Origin of the sequence: Pseudomonas sp. B707, assembly GCF_022496685.1 — a bacterium.
Classification (GTDB): Bacteria; Pseudomonadota; Gammaproteobacteria; order Pseudomonadales; family Pseudomonadaceae; genus Aquipseudomonas; species Aquipseudomonas paraglycinae.
The window spans coordinates 206,249-223,460 of sequence record NZ_WTVE01000004.1; the positions used below are offsets into that span (position 1 = coordinate 206,249).

A 17,212-nucleotide genomic window follows, 5' to 3' on the forward strand; every position below is an offset into this window, starting at 1 on the left:
TAGCGACGCTTTTTTGGTTAATCCGAGTTGGGCGACGTTGTGTTTAGGTGTCTTCAGTAAAGAGGGAAACGTTAATGTAGAAATACTTAATTTCTGACCACGAATCCCTTTTGTCTATTGGCGTTTCTTCGGACCCCATACCCAGCATGTACCCCACATGTGTTTTTTTATCGCGATAGAAGAACGGTGCTGAATCCCATCCGCAACACATATGCTGAAGCTGTGGCAGACCGAAGCTCTGATGCATGTATCGTTCAGCTTCAAGCGCATCAAGGCCTTTTACTCGGTAGCGAGCAATCAAAGGTTTCCCTTGTATGTCGCTGTCCTGGGTGCACGTCAGAAGCTCAACAAATTCAGGTTTGTCGCTGATTTTTGCCAGGAAGTCCTCACAGTGCGGTTCAGCCTTTGCGCAACCGGCCAAGACAGATAGCACTCCGAACAAGAGTCCAAGGAATAACTTTTTCATCTATTTTTCCACGACCTCATTTCCCCCAAGACACCCTCACACCGCCAGAAACAAAGATCGGTACTGAACAGCTAAACCTTCGTCTGCTGCGCGGCAGTATAGCGAGGGTAAATAAGCATGGGATTTCTGGGTGGCTCTTATCAGCAGATCATCAACTGGAGAGGGCTCAACGATTCAAGGGCCATGAGGTACGTCTGATCTTGAATCTCCAAATTTCACCATATCCAGCATTGTGAAAGCTGAACGGGCACCCAGGCATCCCACACAAATTTCGCTGTAGAAGCAGCCACTGACTGCTCCTACAGGAGCCGACCGATTACGCCACTTCGACGTGATCCAGCGCCTGATTCACCGCCAGCTCGGCAATCATCACCACCTGCGCAATACCGATCGCCGTCTTGCGATGCGACGGATCGAGCGTTGCCGCGAAATTGCTGAGCATCTCACTGGCCGCCCCAAGGTTTTCGCTGGCGTTGGTTAGTAGGCATTCTGTGTTGTATTTCGGATTGGCCAGGTACATCCGCTCGGGCTCGTTCAAGGACGACATGATCCCGGCGGCGGGGAAGAGGTAGTGATCCAGCGCACGTTCGGCGGCGTCGTGGAGTTTTTTGGAGTTGGGGGATTCGTAGGGGGAGGTGGGGTCGGTTTCGGGCGGGTTGGGTGTTGGTTTGATCATGGTGAAACTCCTACATCGTCAAATGGGAGCCGACACTCTCGCTACCAAACGATGGGTGGCGGCCATGCTCAGGTTGGTAGACCGGGACGTAGGAACCGGCGCGCCCGAGGACGCCCTGTGCATGACCACCATGACGCGGAGTCTTTCAGACACTGCACATCATGATGCTTATGCAACCTACGATAATCCGGGGCTACCAAACCCCATCACTGTTTTTCAGTGACCGGGAAACGATAAGACCCGCGTCGTAGACGCACAAGCCGGCGGATTCTGGCGTAGTCGTAGGCAATGACGCAAGGCGTTGTAGCCTTGGGGAAGTTACGGCGGGTTGCTTTAAACGGAGCTGTTTAAGCGCTTAAAGCCTGGAGGAAATCTCCTTCCAGATGTAGCCGTAGTTGTATTGCAGCCAGCAAACCAACGCCTTATCAAACTGCCTGCGAAACCAGCTGTTCTCCCTCGCTGCCAGCCTTTCCTCGATCGTTACCCTGAGCGAGTCTGGATCAAAGCCAGTCCATACCGGAGGCACAGCAGCCACAAGGTTGGTGAAGCACACCGGCGCGACCTCTGAATAAAGGATTTCGTAGAGCACGTCAGGATCGATGCCTCTGACCTCCGCCGCTACGTAATCGTATTCGACCGGCAAATCGTTGAAAGGCCAGGAGAGTGCAGCTCTGACGTCGGTCAGCTGCGGCTCAGTCAGAAGATGTCCCAAAACCAAACTCCTTTTAGTTCGCCACTCAATGGATGAGGACAAGAGACGAAGATATTTCTTGAGAGATAGTACTGGGCTTTATTGGCAGAAAGGGAACGGCGGGATTTTCAGGATTTCGGAGAACGCGGGATTTATGCGAGCCATTCGCGGTGGGCGAGAGCGCTTGGCTCGGAACCAAGCGCTCAGGGTAGGGCGGGGCATTTGCGGCTCCACTCTGATGTTTCAGTTTTTGCTGGCGTTCAGCTTGCGCAGTTCTTCGTAGGTCGCCGACTGGACGAACCAGAAGCCGGAAATGATGCACCAGCACAGGGTGCCGGCCACGAAGATACCCAGCGCCGGCAAGAACCCACTGGTGAAAATCGCGACGATAGCGACCAGCCAGATGAATGCCAGGGAGAGATAGAGGACGGTGTTGTTAACGCTGATGACGAAGTCTTTCACGAGGGCATATTCCTTGCGGGATGTAGAAAAAATCCCCCTATCCGGGGGGAAGCGCAGGAATGCTATCACAATGCCTCCATAGACCAAGAAGAGGTGGGACGTCATCTGAAAATAAATTCGCCCCCTTCACTGGACCCTTTACTGTTTTTTCTGATGATGTGCTTTCAAAGCTACGTAACATTTGTGTAAGTTCGGAAGTGCCCAGTAAGGGGCACTCGACTTCAGCGGAGTAAGGGTCGATTAAATGTTACAGTCCTTCGCTATCTTTAAAATAATCGAGAAAAGACTGCAATGCGCATTATCGGATGGATATTGACAATTCTTGGCTGCGTTTGGACCTTCTCGGGAATCATGAGAGTTATCGCCGCTGCTACAGGGGCGCTGCCTAGCCCCGGGACCAATTTTGCAATGGGCTTGGTCACCTTAGTGTTGGCTGCGTTGGCAATCTGGGGGGGAGGTAAGTTAAGGGCCAAGGCTGCTTATGCGAAGTCGTTAAAAACGATTGATTCACCTGATGATGTCTAGCATGGACAGAACAAGCTCATATAGCGCTGGTAGGCTGATCGCGTTCGATTCTCCATAGCAAAGATTGCGCTTTATCCGCAATAGTGAAGGCAACATGGGACCGCCAGACCCAAAAAACTACTTCCCTACCATAGGCAATGAGAGAAATGGCATGAGGAAACCAAGCATCAATGATGAGCACTTTTACGCTATTGTCGCTGAAGAGTTGGAGAAGGGAGCAATCATCCCAGGCCTTCGCGCCAAGGCTTTCGCAGAGTCAAATGGGGTAGAACCCCATGCACAGGCGCTTTACCTAAAATATCGAGTTGCTCAGCTCGTTCAGCAAGAGAGCGACGCTAGACGGACAAAGACAGAAGAACAAGCTCTCCGCAAACGTCAGGAGTGGGCCGCGGATGTAGCTTTGCAGGCTGCCAGAGCTAAGGCAGAGGGCTTCACATTAATTCACTTCATTTTGGTCGGGCTTCTCTGCTTAGTCTTTATTTTGATAATTTTTAAGTTGTTATAGAAAAGGAGTGAAGGTGCTGTTAAAAGATGATATTTCGACCTTGTGTATTGATATTGACTTGCGCGCTTTAAAAATGAGAAAAGAATTTTCAGCCACTGTCCTCGGGCTGACAGGTTACCCACCCTTATTAGCTCATATTCTCAAGGGTGGAGAATACGGCCCCCTCCTGAGGGGGCCTGATGTCAATAGGCATAGAGATGAATGGCGGGCTCTAATGAAAGAGTTGGCTGCTTGTGCACCTACGAGTTCTGAAGTTGCTGACCAGTTTCATACTCAGTGGCATGTCGGACACCATCATATTCGAGCACTTGTTGACGATGACGAGTTATTGATGGATATGCTATGGAAGTGGTTGCCAAGGTACAACGGGCCTGCGCTGCTCCTCTATCGTGGAGAAAATTTCAATCGATTCGAACTCGGGAAAATTGGAACCGCTTGGAGTGATAAAGAGAGTGTGGCCAGAATGTTTGCTGGTGGTTTGAACGCGGAGGGCAAAGGTGGAGTGATCTTGGAAACCATCGCACCCGCGGATGCAATAATCGCCGGCCCTTCAGCTCACAGTATTTATCTGGGGGAGTATGAGTACACCGTCGACAGGCGGAGATTGAGCACTATCAATCTCAAAAGTCATTTTCCTCCACGTCAAAGTTAGACATGAAAGCGGATGAGCTATTACTAAATTCGAACAGGAAATTGATTGCATGCAACGCGCTATACAAGAAAAGGATAAAAAGGCGACAGATTTTTAGAAAAATAAATCTGTCCCTTTTAGTTCTGTCCCTTTTAGTTCTAAGTTGTTGCGGCTTCCAACGCCTGCTCAGTCACAATGTCGTCAGATTCGAAAATGCCGGTCTCCGTGATTTTTTCTCGAGCGTTTTCGATGTCATGCACGAACATGACCACAGCGAGATCCCTTGTCGCTCGAGAACAACACACATAGAAAAGCCTCCTGGTACGATCCATCACGCTATCGTTGCCTTGTTCAAGGTTTTCCGTATCAGTATCTGAGGGCTCCACAATGCCGAAGTATTTTTCGTAGGAGAACTGCCTTTGCCCTCTACCTTCTTCGTCATCTATGAGCACCAAAACGCGTTCGAATTCCGCCCCCTTCACTCCCTGCTGCGTCGCAAACGGTGAAAGATCTTCGAGGTAGTGGCGATAGCCAGCCAATTCATCGACACCGCAACGTAGGAAAGCCAACACGGCCGGGATCTCAGGATCATCATCATCGTCGGCTTGGCGGTCTGGATCTAAGTATTTTTCCCATGAGTCGTCCAGCTGCAGCAGACCTGTTGCCTGGGAGTGAACGAGCACGTCCCGCAACAGTGCGTCACTCGAAAAAATGAGTCTAGCCAACTCTGTCGTGGATGCTTGCAATGCTCGAAGAACCGCCACCGAATCACCACCGACCAGCGCGGTTGGCTGCAGTAACGGGCATTCCGCACGCAGGAAGGTCATGACGTCGAGCTTGCGGCCCTCTGAAACCGCCGTTGCTAAGGGTAGCAAGTAATTTAGAAACGGCCGCAGTGGCCATGCGGTGCCGTCCTTAAGGCCTTCCTTGATGGACGGTGGTGCATTGTTGTCATTCAAAGCAGCGTAAAGATTAGGGAAGCCGAGCCTCGCCGCCGCCATCCGATGCACGACTACCAACACCCTGAAGTCAGCGACAGGGTCATCACTCACCCAAAGCACGTCATCGTTCGCATGACGCATCCATTCACGAACTTTAGCCAGCTTCATAGACCGATGTTCATCCGCTCTCAGTAGGAAGAATCGTGCAGATCCCATGACAGGTTCAGGAATACCGTCGACCCAATTTATCCGGCCTCGTGTTTGAGACAAACCGTCATCGGGTTCCCGGATAGCATTTACTACCTCTAGCACTCGCTGCGGACACCGAAAGTTTTCTGGCTTGGTAATATGCTTCCAGCCAGGGGGCGCCTCAATGGCTCCAGCTCCATCAAGGTAGATTTTTTGCATCGGATCGCCAAAAAAACCCAGACAGAATTCTACGGTAGTCGTCTCGGCGATCCTTTTGAATACAGCCACTACTTCCGGACGTGTGTCTTGGCTTTCATCAATGAAAATGACTGGATACCTGCTGGCTATGACATCACGAAGCAATTGACTCTGCTCGATTAGTTCGACTGCAGCGGTAATAACATCGGAGTGCCCGAGTACACCTCGCCCGAAATCGCTTCCGGCGCCATAGTTAAAATGAGTTAAATGCTCTACCTCCTCATGCTGGCGCTGGAAACGCGCGATATCTCTCACGAGCCGCTCGCGAGTTGCTGCCCGAGTTCTAGGTTTGTCATGATGCTGCTGCGCGTCGGCGATTTTTTCATGGATCCTCGCGATGACCCAAGCCTTCAAGTTCACTTGGAAGGGTCTTATTACCGTCCATAGAAAACTATGGATCGTCGAGACGTGGAACAGCGAATCGTTACCTACGTCCCCCCAGATCTCCTTAACCGCTACTTCAGTGTAGGTAATGCAAGCGACTCTCTGGCCACGCATTTTTAGTTTTAATCTGCGAGTCTGGCCTAGGTGCGCAAGGGCCTTTACCAGCGATGTCGTCTTTCCAGAACCCGCGCCAGCAACCATGATAAAGCTGCGTTGAGGATGCTGGTCCAAGCACAGCCTTAATTCGATATCTGCTTGAGTATCCGGCTGACCGATACGCGCCGTCATAGCTCGCCTCCATTGAGAGGCTCCGCTTCCGCTGCTGTGGGCGGTGGCGGGGCGACAAGATCTTCCAACCAGCGAAGACCTTCCGAAATGTAATTTGGTACCGTCCATGTCGACGGTTCTTGGGCCAGCAGCCCGAGAGCGAAATCAGTTTTACGAAAGCTTGAGCTTTTGACCTTTCGGTAAAGGCGCTCTGCAATACCTGCGATTTCTAGATTGTTGGAACCCTTGATACGTAGACCGAGATCCTTGCGATCCAAGTGCTGTGTCCAGGATAAATTTTGCAGTGCGAACGCTTCCTCCAACGTCCTCCCTGTCCTAATCTGAGTCGCTTCTCCCCACACCACCGCTACAGGTGTCTGGTAAGTAACGCGTACGAGGGCGCCACCTTCTGCGTCTCGGAGTTGAGTGCGCTGTTCGGCAGTCGCAGCCAGCAGATCGTCGATTGTGGTGCACCTAGGCAGCCACTTGATTAACGTCTGATTTGAAGTAAGAGCCCCAGCTTCATGGACCATGCACGCCTTGCGCCCTCTACGTCTCGCTTCAGCCTCCTCGGCGTCCTCATCGTCGTCAGGCGCTGCATCCGCTGGATCCTCATCACCCGGCACTTCGCCGTTTGCAAGTAAAGCACCCGGTGCGGGCGGTGTAACACTGTCAATGTCTGTCACGATCAGAGATGTGAGCCCCAAGAAATCAATTAGGCCTTTGAATCGGTGTCCGAACGCGCCGCCTACCTCCAAAACACTTAAATAGTTCGATTGAAGTCGAGGTGCAGCTTTAGCAATCATTTGCGGCATCAGCAGCCGTTCGACGTTCCCTTCAACCAAAATGGCCGCGTCAGCGAAGAAAATGTCACAGTGAGTTAGCCTGAGATATCGCTCAAGAAAATCCCTGGTGCGGTCATTTGGGTCGTTAGGAAATTCGGCATTCTCATAAAAGGCTGCCATGCTGAGTACTTGAGATTGTTGTATACCGGCATCCGCTACTCGCCGAAAATATCGAATAGGTTTAAAGCCTCGCTCATAAAGGACGTGCGGCGAGTGCGTGGAGACTACAAGCTGGCTGGTGCAATAGGGGGCGTCTTCCTCGGGCACGGTGAGGATGTCTAAAACTTTCCGGATAAATACCTGCTGCAGCTGAGCGTGGAGATGCGCCTCCGGCTCCTCTATGAATATTAGGTGAAGCGGTGGTCGGTTTTCCTCAATGTCCAACCACTGACCGTGAACATCGAGGAGTTCAACAACCATGTAAATCAGGTTCTTGAAACCGAGGCCGTTGTACCTATCTGGCAAAGTTGCCGTGACTTCTGGCGTCCGGAGAGCGCCGAGTGCGTAGTGAACACGTGCCCCATCATGGCTACTCAGAATGGTCGCAGGATTCAATGCCGTTTTAATCAGCAGTCGAGGATTGTTGACCCCAGGATAGCCCAGGTCGGCCAAACGCTCCAAAGTCGGGCCGAAGACGCGCTCCAGGTGTTCATTCAGCAGACTTTCGGACTGATATAGTGCGCGCTGGGCGTCGTAATCCTCGCCTCGCTTCTCAAGGTTCCGTTCATAGAAGCGGCTCAAACAACGGGAGAGGTCTTCGGATCGAGACCCAGCATTGGAGTCGGACAGATGACGCTGGGCATGTAAACAGTCGACCTTTACCAAGCTATTCAACACATCTCTGCCACTGCGGCCCTTATCAGGAATTAGGCGTAGAGGCACGTAACCATCAAGTTGTTTAAATTCAGCGTCAAATCCGGCGCTATCGAGTATGTAGTATCTCAATTCAAAATCACGCCGTAGCCTGTCACCTACGGTGTTTGCAATGAAGTCACAAAGATCACGGGGTCGGGGGGTGTACACGTCTTGCGCAATGGCTGTCTCCACATTTCCCTGTGCCACGCCTTCCCCTGCTGGCTGCAACTGTGCACGCCGTGCGATGGCCCGTGCTTCTTGGAAACTGGTTCTCAGAACGCCGGCATCTGCTGCTGCGAGTTCCACTCGCATACCAACGCGGCTACCTTGCCACTCAAGGCTAGGTAGCAGATCTACAACTCGATGCAGATCAGCTGGTGTGACGCAAAACCAGATGTCGATAGAGATGGTTGGCAGTTCGACTCCGTCTGCCCCTTCTCCGAAAGCGTTGATGGCATCCCAGCACTCTGAGCTGAAATCATGGAGGGTAAATCGATCCTTTGACGCTGAGGTAAAAAGCTGCAAAGCGTGCGCCGCTGATGTTTTACCGCTGTTGTTGGCCCCAACGAATATCGAAATATCGGACGCCAGGTCGATGCGAGTGTCCTTTAGACGACGGAAATTACGCACCCAAACAGTCTCAATATGCATATTACTTCGCTCCATGAAGATCTTATTTTGAAAACTGAACGAGTCGCTTCTACTTTCCTAGGCTGACCTAGAAATATAGTTAGATGCATTCATTCTGACCAATGTGTGCTTCTGGCCGAAAGCGGACCTTGGCGAGCTCCTGCTTTTACTTGGCTTTACTATCCAAACTACGCCTTAACCCACCGCCCCCGACCCCAACCACTCAACCAATCCACCCCCCACACCAAAATCAGCATAGCCAAAATCACCGTCCCCGCCTGCGCCTCCTGAAACAAACTCAAGCTCACATACAACATCTGCCCCAACCCTCCAGCCCCGACAAACCCCAGCACGCTGGCCATCCGGATATTGTTCTCCCACCGATACAAACAGTACGCCAGCAACTGCGGCGCCAGGTTCGGCAGCGTGCCGTAGCAGAACGCCAAAACCGGATTCCCTCCCTGCAACCGAATCGCATCCGCCGGTTCCGGCGGTGTGTTCTCCAGCGCCTCAGCAAACAACCGCCCCAACACGCCTGTGGTGTGTAGGGCGAGCGCAAGTGTCCCGGCATTCGGCCCAAGCCCAGCCGCCAGCACCATCAACGCAGCCCACACCAGTTCCGGAATTGCGCGCAGGGCATTGAGCAGCAGGCGGGCGGCACTCTGGAAGAACCAGCCAAACCGTCCAGCGGCGGGGAGTGCTAATAGCAGTCCAAGCACGGCGGCGAGGAGGGTGCCGAGGGCCGACATGGCCAACGTTTCCATCGACCCGCGCAAGATGGCGCTTAGGTAGTCAGCGCTGAAGTCAGGGCTGAGAAAGCGCCCCACATACAAGCCCATCTGTTTCAGGCTGGTAGCGCTGCCAAGTTCTTCAAGATCAAGGCCCAGGTAGGTAAACGAGGCAATGACGGCCGCGACAATGGCGAGAATCAGCACCGAGTTGATCAGGCGTTTCATGCCAGCCTCCAGCGCAGCAGGCGGCTGAGTTGGTCGGCGCCGAGGACGAGGAGGAGGAAGGTGAGGAGCATGCTGGCGACTTCGCCGCCGGCGAACATGCGGATCGACAGGTCGATCTGTTGGCCGAGGCCGCCGGCGCCGACGAAGCCCATGACCACCGAGGCGCGAATGGCGCATTCCCAGCGGTAGACGGTGTAGGAAAGCAGTTCCGCCGCGACGTTGGGCAGTATGCCGTAGGCGAAGCTGGCGAGGCGGCCGCTGCCGGCCTGGAGCAGGGCGTGGGCCGGGCGTTGGTCGGTGGATTCGTAGATTTCGGCGTAGACCTTGCCGAGCATGCCGCTGTAGGTGATCGCGATGGCCAGCACGCCCGCCGCCGGGCCGAGGCCGACGGCGCGCACGAACAGCAGCGCCCAGACGATTTCCGGCACGCTGCGCAGGAAGATCAGCAGCCCGCGCACCGGCCAGCGCAGCAGGCGGCCCAACAGGCTCGGGCGGCCGCTGCGGGAGGCGGCGGTCAGCGACAGGGCGCGGCTGGCGAGCAGGCTGGCCGGCACCGCCAACAGCAGGGCCAGGGCCATGCCGGCGGTGGCGATGGCCAGGGTTTGCAGGGTGGCTTTGAGCAGTAATTGCAGAAACTCGCGATCATGCTCCGGTGGCCAGAACATCGAGACGAAACGGCCCATTTCACTTTGGCTATCGGCGTGAAACAGCACGCCCAGATCCAGTTCGCTGAGCTGAATCCCCGGCCAAAGCAGGGCAATCGCCAGCCCGGTCAGCAGCAACCGTGGCAGCGCGGCGGGGTCGCGAGTGTCGGCGCTCAGCATCGGGGAATCTGCACAACCAGCGGCGCGACGGCGGGTGCCGGGGATTGCAGTTGTTCGTTGGCGTAGAGGGTGTCGAGCATGTCGCGGCTGACCTGCGCGGACGGGCAGTCGAAGAGGATTTGCCCCTCGCGCAGACCGATGATGCGCGGGAAGTGCGACAGCGCCAGTTCCACCGCGTGCAGGCTCGCGACCAGCGTGACGTTGTGCTCCCGGGCATGGCGCGACAGGATCGACAGCGTGTGCCCGGCCAGCACCGGGTCCATCGCCGAGACCGGTTCGTCGGCCAGCAACACTTCTGGCGCCTGATACAGCACGCGGGCGATGCCGACCCGCTGCAATTGCCCGCCGGACAGTTGCTGGCATTGGCTGAAGAGTTTGTCGGCCAGATCCAGTTTTGCCAGTGCGGCGCGGGCGCCGGGCACGTCGAGCGGATGCAGCAGATTGATCAGGCTTTTGCCCAGGCTCCATTGGCCGAGCTTGCCGGCCAGCACCGCCGTCACCACGCGTTGCCGGGGCGGCAGGGGCGGCGCCTGATGCACCAGACCGATGCGGGCGCGCAGGCGTTGCCGTTGGCGGGCGGACAAATGCCAGGCGCGCTCGCCCAGCACTTCGATGTCGCCGCTGCTGGGCCGAATGGCGGTTGCCAGCAGGTTCAGCAGGCTGGATTTGCCGGCGCCTGACGGGCCGATGATCGCCACCTGCTCGCCGGCCTCGATCTGCAAATCCACGCCGCGCAGGGCTTCCACACCATTGGTGTGGTGCAGAAAACCCTGTTTGAGGCGCAGCGTCATTTCAGCAAGTCGGCGGCGCGGGCGGCTTCCTCGATGCCTTTGTAATTGTCCGGGCTGGTTTCGATGAAGCGGCTGGCGGCTTGCAGGTCGAGGATTTTCTTGTGCTCGGGGTTGGCCGGGTCGAGGTCGAGGAAGGCTTTTTTGATCTTCGCCGCCAGCGCCGGATCGAGGGTGCCGCGCACGGTCCAGTTGTAATCGAAGTAGGCCGGGGTGGTGGCGAAGACCTTGACCTTGTGGGTGTCGACCTTGCCGGCGTCCACCAGTTTTTGCCAGACGCTGGCGTTCAGCACACCGGCGTCGACCTTGCCGGCCTGCACCCAGGCGACGGTGGCGTCGTGGGCGCCGGAGTAGCCGACGCGGCTGAAATAGCTTTCCGGTTTGATGCCGTCCTTGAGCATGAAATAGCGCGGCATCAGGCTGCCGGAGGTGGACGACACGGAGCCGAAAGCGAAGGTCTTGCCCTTGAGGTCGGCGAGGCTTTTGACGTTCGGGTCGGCGGTGATGAATTTGCTGGTGAACTGGGCGTCTTGCTCACGCTGCACCAGCGGAATGACCTTTGGATCACTTTTCAACTGCGCCTGGACGAAAGTGAAGCCACCGAGCCAAGCCAGATCGAGACGGTTGGTGGCCAACGCTTCGACCACCGCCGGGTAGTCGGCCACCGGCACAAACTCGACTTTCATGTTCAGTTGCTTCTCCAGATAAGACCCCAGCGGCTCGAACTTGCGCAGCAGCTCGGTCGGGGCTTCATCGGGAATCGCGCTGACCTTCAACACCTCCGCGGCTTGCGCCAGCACGGCGGACAGGGACAGGGCCAGACCAGCGGTCAGTGCCAGGGTTCGCTTGAGCATGGAATTCTCCGTTTCGTGGGCATCAAGGTCGATGCACCCGTCGATGGGCAATCATCGTCGGGTGCAACGTCAGGTTAGACGAAACGGCGCGATTGCGAGGGAGTCGGGCCGTGGTTGCTTGTCAGGCGCTGGGCAATCGCGTCACCCATTTCCCGCCACCCGCGCCGTCCTTCAGGGCGCGCAAGGCCTGGGGCAATTCATCGAAGTTGAACATCTGCAGCGCCGGGCCGATCAGGCTGCCGTCGAGCAGAGCTTGCAGCAACTGCTCGCCGTTGCGGCGCAAGGTCTGGCGATCGTGCAGGCTGGCGTGGACGTGGAAGCTGTTCAATGCCACTTCATGCAGCGAAATCGCCGTGGTGAACGCCGGCAGCGGCGCGCTTTCCTGACGATCCTGAATGCACACCAGATGGCCGTTGTAGCCCAGCAGGTCGGCCATTTTCGCCGCGTGAGCGCCGCTGACCGTGTCGAATACGGCATGCAAACGACGTTCGCCGAGGCTGGTTGCGAGTGCGGTTTGCCAGTCCGGTTCGCGGTAATCGAATACGCCGACTGCGCCCAGGGCCTTGAGCTTTGCATGATGCGCGCCGGACGCGGTCGCCCAGACCCGCCATCCGCGTTGTACCGCCAGTTGCACCAGCAGCAGGCCGACCGCGCCGCCGGCGCCGATCACCAGCACATCGGCTGCGCCATTCGCGGGGACTTTTTCCACGGCTTGCCACGCGGTCAAACCGGGGCAGGGCATTGACGCCGCTGCGGCATCATCGAGCGCGGCGGGCACTGACAGCACGGTGGCGGCGTCGAGCAGGCAGTACTCGGCGAAGCTGCCGTCGTTCGCCAAGGATTGGTGATACGCCACGCGACTGCCGGGTTGCAGTGTCACGCCGGCGCCGGCCGCGACCACCACGCCCATGCCGTCGACACCCGGCACACGGCCGGTGCTCCAGGCGGGATGGCCCCACTCGATGATCTTCCAGTCCACCGGGTTCAAGGCGATGGCGCGGTTGGCCACCAGCACTTGCCCGGGGTCGGGTTGCCGGAGAGGTTTGCGGGTCAGTGTCAGGCCATCCAGCCCTTGGCCGGACGTCCAGGCCCAGGCAGCGTAATCGGTTTGCATTGTGCGGTTTCCCATGACTGTCAATGGCCGCCAGTATCGGTGGCAACGTGCATGAGAAGAACCGGCCCTGGGTCAAAGGTGTTTTGCGTAAAAGTCAGCAATGCTCCTGCAGCACTTCAATCGACCTGCGCAAACCGCTCCACCAGCCAATCGATAAACACCCGCACCCGATTGCTCAAATGCCGGTTCGGCGGATACAGCACATGAAACGGATAGGCCGGCGGGCGCCAGTCCTCGAGGATCGGCACCAGTTCGCCGCGCTCGATGGCTGTCCTCACCGTGTAGTTGAAGGTGTGGATGATCCCCAAACCCGCTAGGCCTGCCGCCAGGTGCGCGTTGCTCTCGTTGACGCTGATCAGGCCTTTGCCTTCGATCTGATGGCGTTCGCCGTTGCGCTGGAAATTCGACGGCAGGATGCGCCCGGTGGAGGCCGAGCGGTAGGCAATCAGCTGATGGCTGGCCAGGTCGAGCGGGTGGCTCGGGGTGCCGTGGCGTTGCAGATAGTCGGGCGTGGCGCAGGTAGTCCAGGACACTTCGCCGAGGCGGCGCACGGCCAGGGTTTGTTCGGTCAGCGGGCCGCCGCGAATCACGCAGTCGACCCGTTCGCTGATCAGGTCCACCGGGCGGTCGCTGACGCCCAAATCAATTTGGATGTCCGGATAGCGTTCGAAGAACTTCGGCAGTTCGGGGATCACCAGCATCGTCGCGGTCGAGCCGCCGATGTCTACGCGGATCTTGCCGCGCGGCAGGCCCTGGGCCTGGCTGAAGCCTTGGTCGATGTCGTCCAGTTGATGCAGCAGTTGTTGGGTCAGTTGGTAATAAGAGGCGCCGTCGGCGGTGACGGTGAGGCGGCGGGTGGTGCGTTGCAGCAGGCGTACGCCGAGGTGGTTTTCCAGTTGGCCGATCAGTTTGCTGACTGTGGTTTTCGGCAGGTTCAGCGAGTCGGCGGCTTTGGTGAATGAACCGCTTTCCACGACGCGGGCGAAGGTGCGGATCGCCATTAACTGATTCATCGGTTCGGGCTCGGTGGGGTAGATGCGGTTGAGTATTGTGCATGTCTGTGCACAAACAAAACCGATTTTGCGGATTTTTCAATTCAATCGATCGGCCTAAAGTCGCTTCCAACGGCTCACCTACGACCCGTCACCTACCTCGAAACGGTTACTGGAGATTCATCATGAGCAACAGACTTGAAGGCAAAATCGCACTGATCACTGGCGGCACCACCGGCATCGGCCTGGCCTCGGCGCAGGAATTCGTCGCCCAGGGCGCCACCGTATTCATCACCGGCCGTCGTCAGGCCGAACTGGACAAAGCGGTCGCCGCCATCGGCCCGCGTGCCATCGGCATCCAGGGCGATGTGGCGAAGCTGGAGGATCTGGATCGCATCTACAGCGAGATTTCCGCCAAGGCCGGGCACCTCGACATCCTGTTCGCCAACGCCGGCGGCGGGGACATGCTGCCGCTGGGCTCGATCACCGAAGAGCACTTCGACCGGATTTTCGACGCCAACGTGAAGGGCACGCTGTTCACCGTGCAGAAGGCCTTGCCGCTGCTGCGCGATGGCGCCTCGATTCTGCTGACCTCGTCGACCACTTCGGTGCAGGGCACGGAGAACTTCAGCGTCTACAGCGCGAGTAAAGCGGCGGTGCGCAACTTCGCGCGGTCGTGGCTGCTGGACCTGAAACCACGGCGCATCCGCGTCAACGCCATCAGCCCTGGCCCGGTGCGCACGCCAGGTCTGGCAGGGCTGGTGCCGGCGGAACACACCCAGGGGCTGTTCGATCAACTGGCGTCGATCGTGCCGATCGGGCGTCTCGGCGAGCCGAGCGAGATTGCCAAGGCTGCGTTGTTCCTGGCCTCGGATGACAGCAGCTTCGTCAACGGCATCGAGTTGTTCGTTGACGGCGGTACTGCGCAGATCTGATTTAAGTCGCTTGATGCCCCGGCACTTGTTCAGTCGAGTGCCGGGGCATTTCCGTTTCATCGTCCGGCGTGTTATCCCAGATCAGGCGCGGGTCGAAACTCATGGCCGAGAGCATGGTGAACACGACCACCAGGCCGAAAAACAGAATCCCTACGCGCGGCTCGATATCCCCCAGCGCCTGGAATTTCACCAGCGCCGCCACCAATGCGACCACCAGCACATCGAGCATCGACCAATAGCCGATCAGCTCGACGAAGCGGTACAGCTTCGAACGCTCCTTGCGTGCCCAATGGCTGTCCCGTTGCACGGTGACCAGCAGCAGGGTCAGCGCAACGAATTTCACCCCCGGCACAGCGATGCTGGCGATGAAGATGATCAGGGCGATGTCCCACGCGCCGTGTTCCCAGAACTCCAGCACGCCGCTCATGATGGTGCTGTCGGCGCCGCTGCCGAGCAGGGTGGTGTTCATCACCGGCAGCAGATTGGCCGGCACGTAAAACGCCAGCGCGGCGAACATGTAGGCCCAGGTGCGGGTCAGCGAATTGGTTTTGCGCCGGTGCAGCGGGGCGTCGCAGCGCGGGCATTGGTGCGGTTCGCCAGTCATGTCGCAGGCCAGCCCGCAACTGTGGCACAGGCAGAGGTTGAGTTCGGTTGCCGTCGGTGGTCGTTTCATAGGATGTCCCACAGTTCGCGCACGTCGCGCCCGGCGATGCGGATTAGCAACAGGCTGAGCACGGCCAGGGCAAACAGGCCGATGCCGGGAATGACGTCGAGCATGCCCGCCAGTTTGAACACCGCGACCATCGCGCCAAGCAAACACACTTCGAGCATGCTCCACGGCCGCAGCGTTTCGAGCCAGCGCATGCACAGCTTGAACCCCGGCGAGCGGCGCGAGGCGAGGGCGAAGCTCAAGACCCAGATCAACAGCACCAGTTGAAAGGCCGGGGCGATGATGATCGAGATTGCCGCGACCATCGCCATGAAGGTGATCGGTCCCTGACTCAGGGCCAGCACCGAATCCCACAGGGTCGCGCTGTTTTTCAGGCCTTTCATGCTGATGCTCATCACCGGGTAGAAATTGGCGAACAGCCACAGCATCGCCGCCGTGAAACTCAGGGCCAGCCGTTGCTCCACGCTCAGGTTGTTGTAGCGCTGGAGCACGGCGCCGCAGCGCACGCAGAGGGTCTTCTGGTGTTTGGCCAGCGCGACTTTTTCGTACACGCAGTCGCAATGCTCGCAGATGATCAGTTGATCGGTGCTGGCCATGGGGCGCTCGACGGAGGAGGGCTTGAACCCCTTCACTATAGAAGCGCTGGGGCATTCGGCAACCGGGGCGCCATTCGTCCAACACCGGGCACTTACCCGCACGCGCTTGTTTCACACGTTCAGGTACCCCTATCCCGCAGCAGAACGGAGAACCCCATGGACATTGATGAAAATGCACCCGGTAACCAGTCACAACAGGCCGTGACGCGCACCACCGACAATGAAACCGGCCATGATCCCCGCAAGGATGAGTCGCCAGTCCCCTTGCCGCCGGACGATGAAGCGCCACTGGAAGAAGACATGAGCGATGTGGCGGCCAACGATTCGGTGGGATCCGAGCATCCGCAGGACGGCAACCGCTCAGGAAGCACCGACGCCAACCCGCAGAGCACCGCCAAGGATGATGAGGACCGAGAAGCGCGGGGCCTGCCGGCAAGTGATCCGGAGTCGGGCGCCTGACTGCGCGACGGCCCATTAAGGGCGCTTGGCGCAACCGGTCATGTCAGACGACCGGTTGCGTGGCTTCCTCTGCCGCGATGGCAGCCCGCACACTAGGCCGCTCGGCGATACGCGACATATAGCTCGCCAGCGCTGGCCAGTCCTCAATGGCGATACTGAAAGTCGGCAACCACTTCAGCACCGTGAAAAGATAGGCATCAGCTACGCCGAACGCCTGCATCAGAAACGGCTGGGTGGCGAGGAGGCGGTTCAGGTAATCCAGTCGCTTGAACAATTTGTGTTTGAAGATCGTTTTGGTGGTTTCCGGGATTTCGCCGCTGAACAACGGCGCGCTGCCCCCATGAATTTCCGAGCTGATGAAGTTCAGGTATTCCTGCAGGCGCGAGCGCTCCCAGGTGCCGTTGGCCGGGGCCAGCGCATGACCAGGTACGAGGTCGGCGAGGTATTGCAGAATGGCCGGCCCTTCGGTCAGCACTTCACCGTTGTCGAGCATCAGCGCGGCCACGTAACCCTTCGGATTGATCTGGCGAAAGTCCCGGCCGTCGGCGGTTTGCTTGGTCTGGTTGTTGACGCGGATCAGCTCGAACGGCAGCTCCAGCTCGCGCAGCACAATGTGCGGCGACAGCGAACAGGTCATGGGGGCGAAGTACAGTTTCATGGGATCTCCTTGCAGGTAGAGCCTCAGAATCCGCTATCGCC

At 57.6% G+C, this 17,212-nt stretch carries 18 protein-coding genes and 1 pseudogene; 4 read left to right on the forward strand and 15 right to left on the reverse strand.

Going from position 1 to position 17,212, the window contains the following annotated elements:
- Positions 1–43: 43 nt before the first annotated feature.
- The 4 genes from GQX66_RS00950 to GQX66_RS00965 form a co-directional block, all read right to left on the reverse strand.
- On the reverse strand, positions 44–466 hold the full coding sequence (locus tag GQX66_RS00950) for a DUF4952 domain-containing protein (RefSeq protein WP_129972578.1): 423 nt from the start codon (positions 464–466) through the stop codon (positions 44–46).
- Positions 467–782: 316 nt separating this feature from the next.
- Positions 783–1,142, reverse strand: a complete 360-nt coding sequence (locus GQX66_RS00955) for a hypothetical protein (protein WP_240865207.1) — start codon at positions 1,140–1,142, stop codon at positions 783–785.
- Between the two features lie 355 nt (positions 1,143–1,497).
- Complete coding sequence (locus GQX66_RS00960) at positions 1,498–1,854, reverse strand: hypothetical protein (RefSeq protein ID WP_240865209.1); 357 nt, start codon at positions 1,852–1,854, stop codon at positions 1,498–1,500.
- A 222-nt stretch (positions 1,855–2,076) separates the two neighbouring features.
- Positions 2,077–2,295, reverse strand: coding sequence for a hypothetical protein (locus tag GQX66_RS00965; RefSeq protein ID WP_011333849.1), 219 nt, complete (start codon positions 2,293–2,295; stop codon positions 2,077–2,079).
- A gap of 619 nt (positions 2,296–2,914) precedes the next feature.
- Between GQX66_RS00965 and GQX66_RS00970 the strand changes: the two genes are divergently transcribed.
- Positions 2,915–3,325: a hypothetical protein gene (locus GQX66_RS00970; protein WP_240865226.1), complete on the forward strand. Its 411-nt coding sequence runs from the start codon at positions 2,915–2,917 to the stop codon at positions 3,323–3,325.
- 13 nt (positions 3,326–3,338) lie between these two features.
- Positions 3,339–3,977, forward strand: coding sequence for a hypothetical protein (locus GQX66_RS00975; RefSeq protein WP_240865228.1), 639 nt, complete (start codon positions 3,339–3,341; stop codon positions 3,975–3,977).
- A 137-nt stretch (positions 3,978–4,114) separates the two neighbouring features.
- On the opposite strand, the gene GQX66_RS00980 is transcribed toward GQX66_RS00975, so the two are convergent.
- The 8 genes from GQX66_RS00980 to GQX66_RS01015 all read right to left on the reverse strand — a co-directional run bounded on the left by GQX66_RS00980 (position 4,115) and on the right by GQX66_RS01015 (position 13,874).
- Positions 4,115–6,016, reverse strand: coding sequence for a UvrD-helicase domain-containing protein (locus GQX66_RS00980; RefSeq protein ID WP_240865230.1), 1,902 nt, complete (start codon positions 6,014–6,016; stop codon positions 4,115–4,117).
- Positions 6,013–8,346, reverse strand: a complete 2,334-nt coding sequence (locus GQX66_RS00985; RefSeq protein WP_240865232.1) for an ATP-dependent endonuclease — start codon at positions 8,344–8,346, stop codon at positions 6,013–6,015. The genes GQX66_RS00980 and GQX66_RS00985 overlap by 4 nt, the downstream gene beginning before the upstream one ends.
- Positions 8,347–8,513: 167 nt before the next feature.
- Positions 8,514–9,281: a phosphonate ABC transporter, permease protein PhnE gene (phnE, locus tag GQX66_RS00990; protein WP_240865234.1), complete on the reverse strand. Its 768-nt coding sequence runs from the start codon at positions 9,279–9,281 to the stop codon at positions 8,514–8,516.
- Complete coding sequence (locus GQX66_RS00995; RefSeq protein WP_240865235.1) at positions 9,278–10,105, reverse strand: ABC transporter permease; 828 nt, start codon at positions 10,103–10,105, stop codon at positions 9,278–9,280. The genes phnE and GQX66_RS00995 overlap by 4 nt, the downstream gene beginning before the upstream one ends.
- Positions 10,099–10,896 carry an ATP-binding cassette domain-containing protein gene (locus GQX66_RS01000; RefSeq protein ID WP_240865236.1) on the reverse strand — a complete coding sequence of 266 codons (798 nt, stop codon included), beginning with the start codon at positions 10,894–10,896 and terminating at the stop codon, positions 10,099–10,101. The genes GQX66_RS00995 and GQX66_RS01000 overlap by 7 nt, the downstream gene beginning before the upstream one ends.
- Positions 10,893–11,747, reverse strand: a complete 855-nt coding sequence (locus GQX66_RS01005; RefSeq protein ID WP_085747400.1) for a putative selenate ABC transporter substrate-binding protein — start codon at positions 11,745–11,747, stop codon at positions 10,893–10,895. Before GQX66_RS01005 ends, GQX66_RS01000 begins: the two co-directional genes overlap by 4 nt.
- 121 nt (positions 11,748–11,868) lie before the next feature.
- A complete protein-coding gene (locus tag GQX66_RS01010; protein WP_240865239.1) occupies positions 11,869–12,861 on the reverse strand; it encodes a zinc-binding dehydrogenase in 993 nt (330 codons plus the stop codon).
- Between the two features lie 116 nt (positions 12,862–12,977).
- Positions 12,978–13,874, reverse strand: coding sequence for a LysR family transcriptional regulator (locus GQX66_RS01015; protein WP_240865241.1), 897 nt, complete (start codon positions 13,872–13,874; stop codon positions 12,978–12,980).
- 164 nt (positions 13,875–14,038) lie between these two features.
- Between GQX66_RS01015 and GQX66_RS01020 the strand changes: the two genes are divergently transcribed.
- On the forward strand, positions 14,039–14,788 hold the full coding sequence (locus tag GQX66_RS01020; protein WP_011333861.1) for a glucose 1-dehydrogenase: 750 nt from the start codon (positions 14,039–14,041) through the stop codon (positions 14,786–14,788).
- 1 nt (position 14,789) lies between these two features.
- Here GQX66_RS01020 and GQX66_RS01025 read toward each other — a convergent pair whose 3' ends face one another.
- Both GQX66_RS01025 and GQX66_RS01030 read right to left on the reverse strand, forming a co-directional pair.
- Positions 14,790–15,461 carry a paraquat-inducible protein A gene (locus tag GQX66_RS01025; protein ID WP_240865243.1) on the reverse strand — a complete coding sequence of 224 codons (672 nt, stop codon included), beginning with the start codon at positions 15,459–15,461 and terminating at the stop codon, positions 14,790–14,792.
- A complete protein-coding gene (locus GQX66_RS01030) occupies positions 15,458–16,054 on the reverse strand; it encodes a paraquat-inducible protein A (protein ID WP_074690848.1) in 597 nt (198 codons plus the stop codon). Before GQX66_RS01030 ends, GQX66_RS01025 begins: the two co-directional genes overlap by 4 nt.
- A gap of 156 nt (positions 16,055–16,210) precedes the next feature.
- Here GQX66_RS01030 and GQX66_RS28550 point away from each other — a divergent pair.
- A pseudogene (locus tag GQX66_RS28550) lies at positions 16,211–16,405 on the forward strand (hypothetical protein); the annotation flags it as partial.
- Positions 16,406–16,556: 151 nt separating this feature from the next.
- Here the strand turns inward: GQX66_RS28550 and gstA are convergent.
- Positions 16,557–17,171, reverse strand: a complete 615-nt coding sequence (gstA, locus tag GQX66_RS01040) for a glutathione transferase GstA (protein WP_240865248.1) — start codon at positions 17,169–17,171, stop codon at positions 16,557–16,559.
- Positions 17,172–17,212: the final 41 nt, after the last annotated feature.

Coding starts and splice junctions, on each gene's coding strand:
- GQX66_RS01005 (WP_085747400.1), bottom strand. CDS start 11,747: ATGCTCAAGCGAACCCTGGCACTGACCGCTGGTCTGGCCCTGTCCCTG.
- GQX66_RS00980 (WP_240865230.1), bottom strand. CDS start 6,016: ATGACGGCGCGTATCGGTCAGCCGGATACTCAAGCAGATATCGAATTA.
- gstA (WP_240865248.1), bottom strand. CDS start 17,171: ATGAAACTGTACTTCGCCCCCATGACCTGTTCGCTGTCGCCGCACATT.
- phnE (WP_240865234.1), bottom strand. CDS start 9,281: ATGAAACGCCTGATCAACTCGGTGCTGATTCTCGCCATTGTCGCGGCC.
- GQX66_RS01015 (WP_240865241.1), bottom strand. CDS start 13,874: ATGAATCAGTTAATGGCGATCCGCACCTTCGCCCGCGTCGTGGAAAGC.
- GQX66_RS01030 (WP_074690848.1), bottom strand. CDS start 16,054: ATGGCCAGCACCGATCAACTGATCATCTGCGAGCATTGCGACTGCGTG.
- GQX66_RS01020 (WP_011333861.1), top strand. CDS start 14,039: ATGAGCAACAGACTTGAAGGCAAAATCGCACTGATCACTGGCGGCACC.
- GQX66_RS01025 (WP_240865243.1), bottom strand. CDS start 15,461: ATGAAACGACCACCGACGGCAACCGAACTCAACCTCTGCCTGTGCCAC.
- GQX66_RS00970 (WP_240865226.1), top strand. CDS start 2,915: ATGGGACCGCCAGACCCAAAAAACTACTTCCCTACCATAGGCAATGAG.
- GQX66_RS01010 (WP_240865239.1), bottom strand. CDS start 12,861: ATGCAAACCGATTACGCTGCCTGGGCCTGGACGTCCGGCCAAGGGCTG.
- GQX66_RS00955 (WP_240865207.1), bottom strand. CDS start 1,142: ATGATCAAACCAACACCCAACCCGCCCGAAACCGACCCCACCTCCCCC.
- GQX66_RS00985 (WP_240865232.1), bottom strand. CDS start 8,346: ATGCATATTGAGACTGTTTGGGTGCGTAATTTCCGTCGTCTAAAGGAC.
- GQX66_RS00995 (WP_240865235.1), bottom strand. CDS start 10,105: ATGCTGAGCGCCGACACTCGCGACCCCGCCGCGCTGCCACGGTTGCTG.
- GQX66_RS01000 (WP_240865236.1), bottom strand. CDS start 10,896: ATGACGCTGCGCCTCAAACAGGGTTTTCTGCACCACACCAATGGTGTG.
- GQX66_RS00950 (WP_129972578.1), bottom strand. CDS start 466: ATGAAAAAGTTATTCCTTGGACTCTTGTTCGGAGTGCTATCTGTCTTG.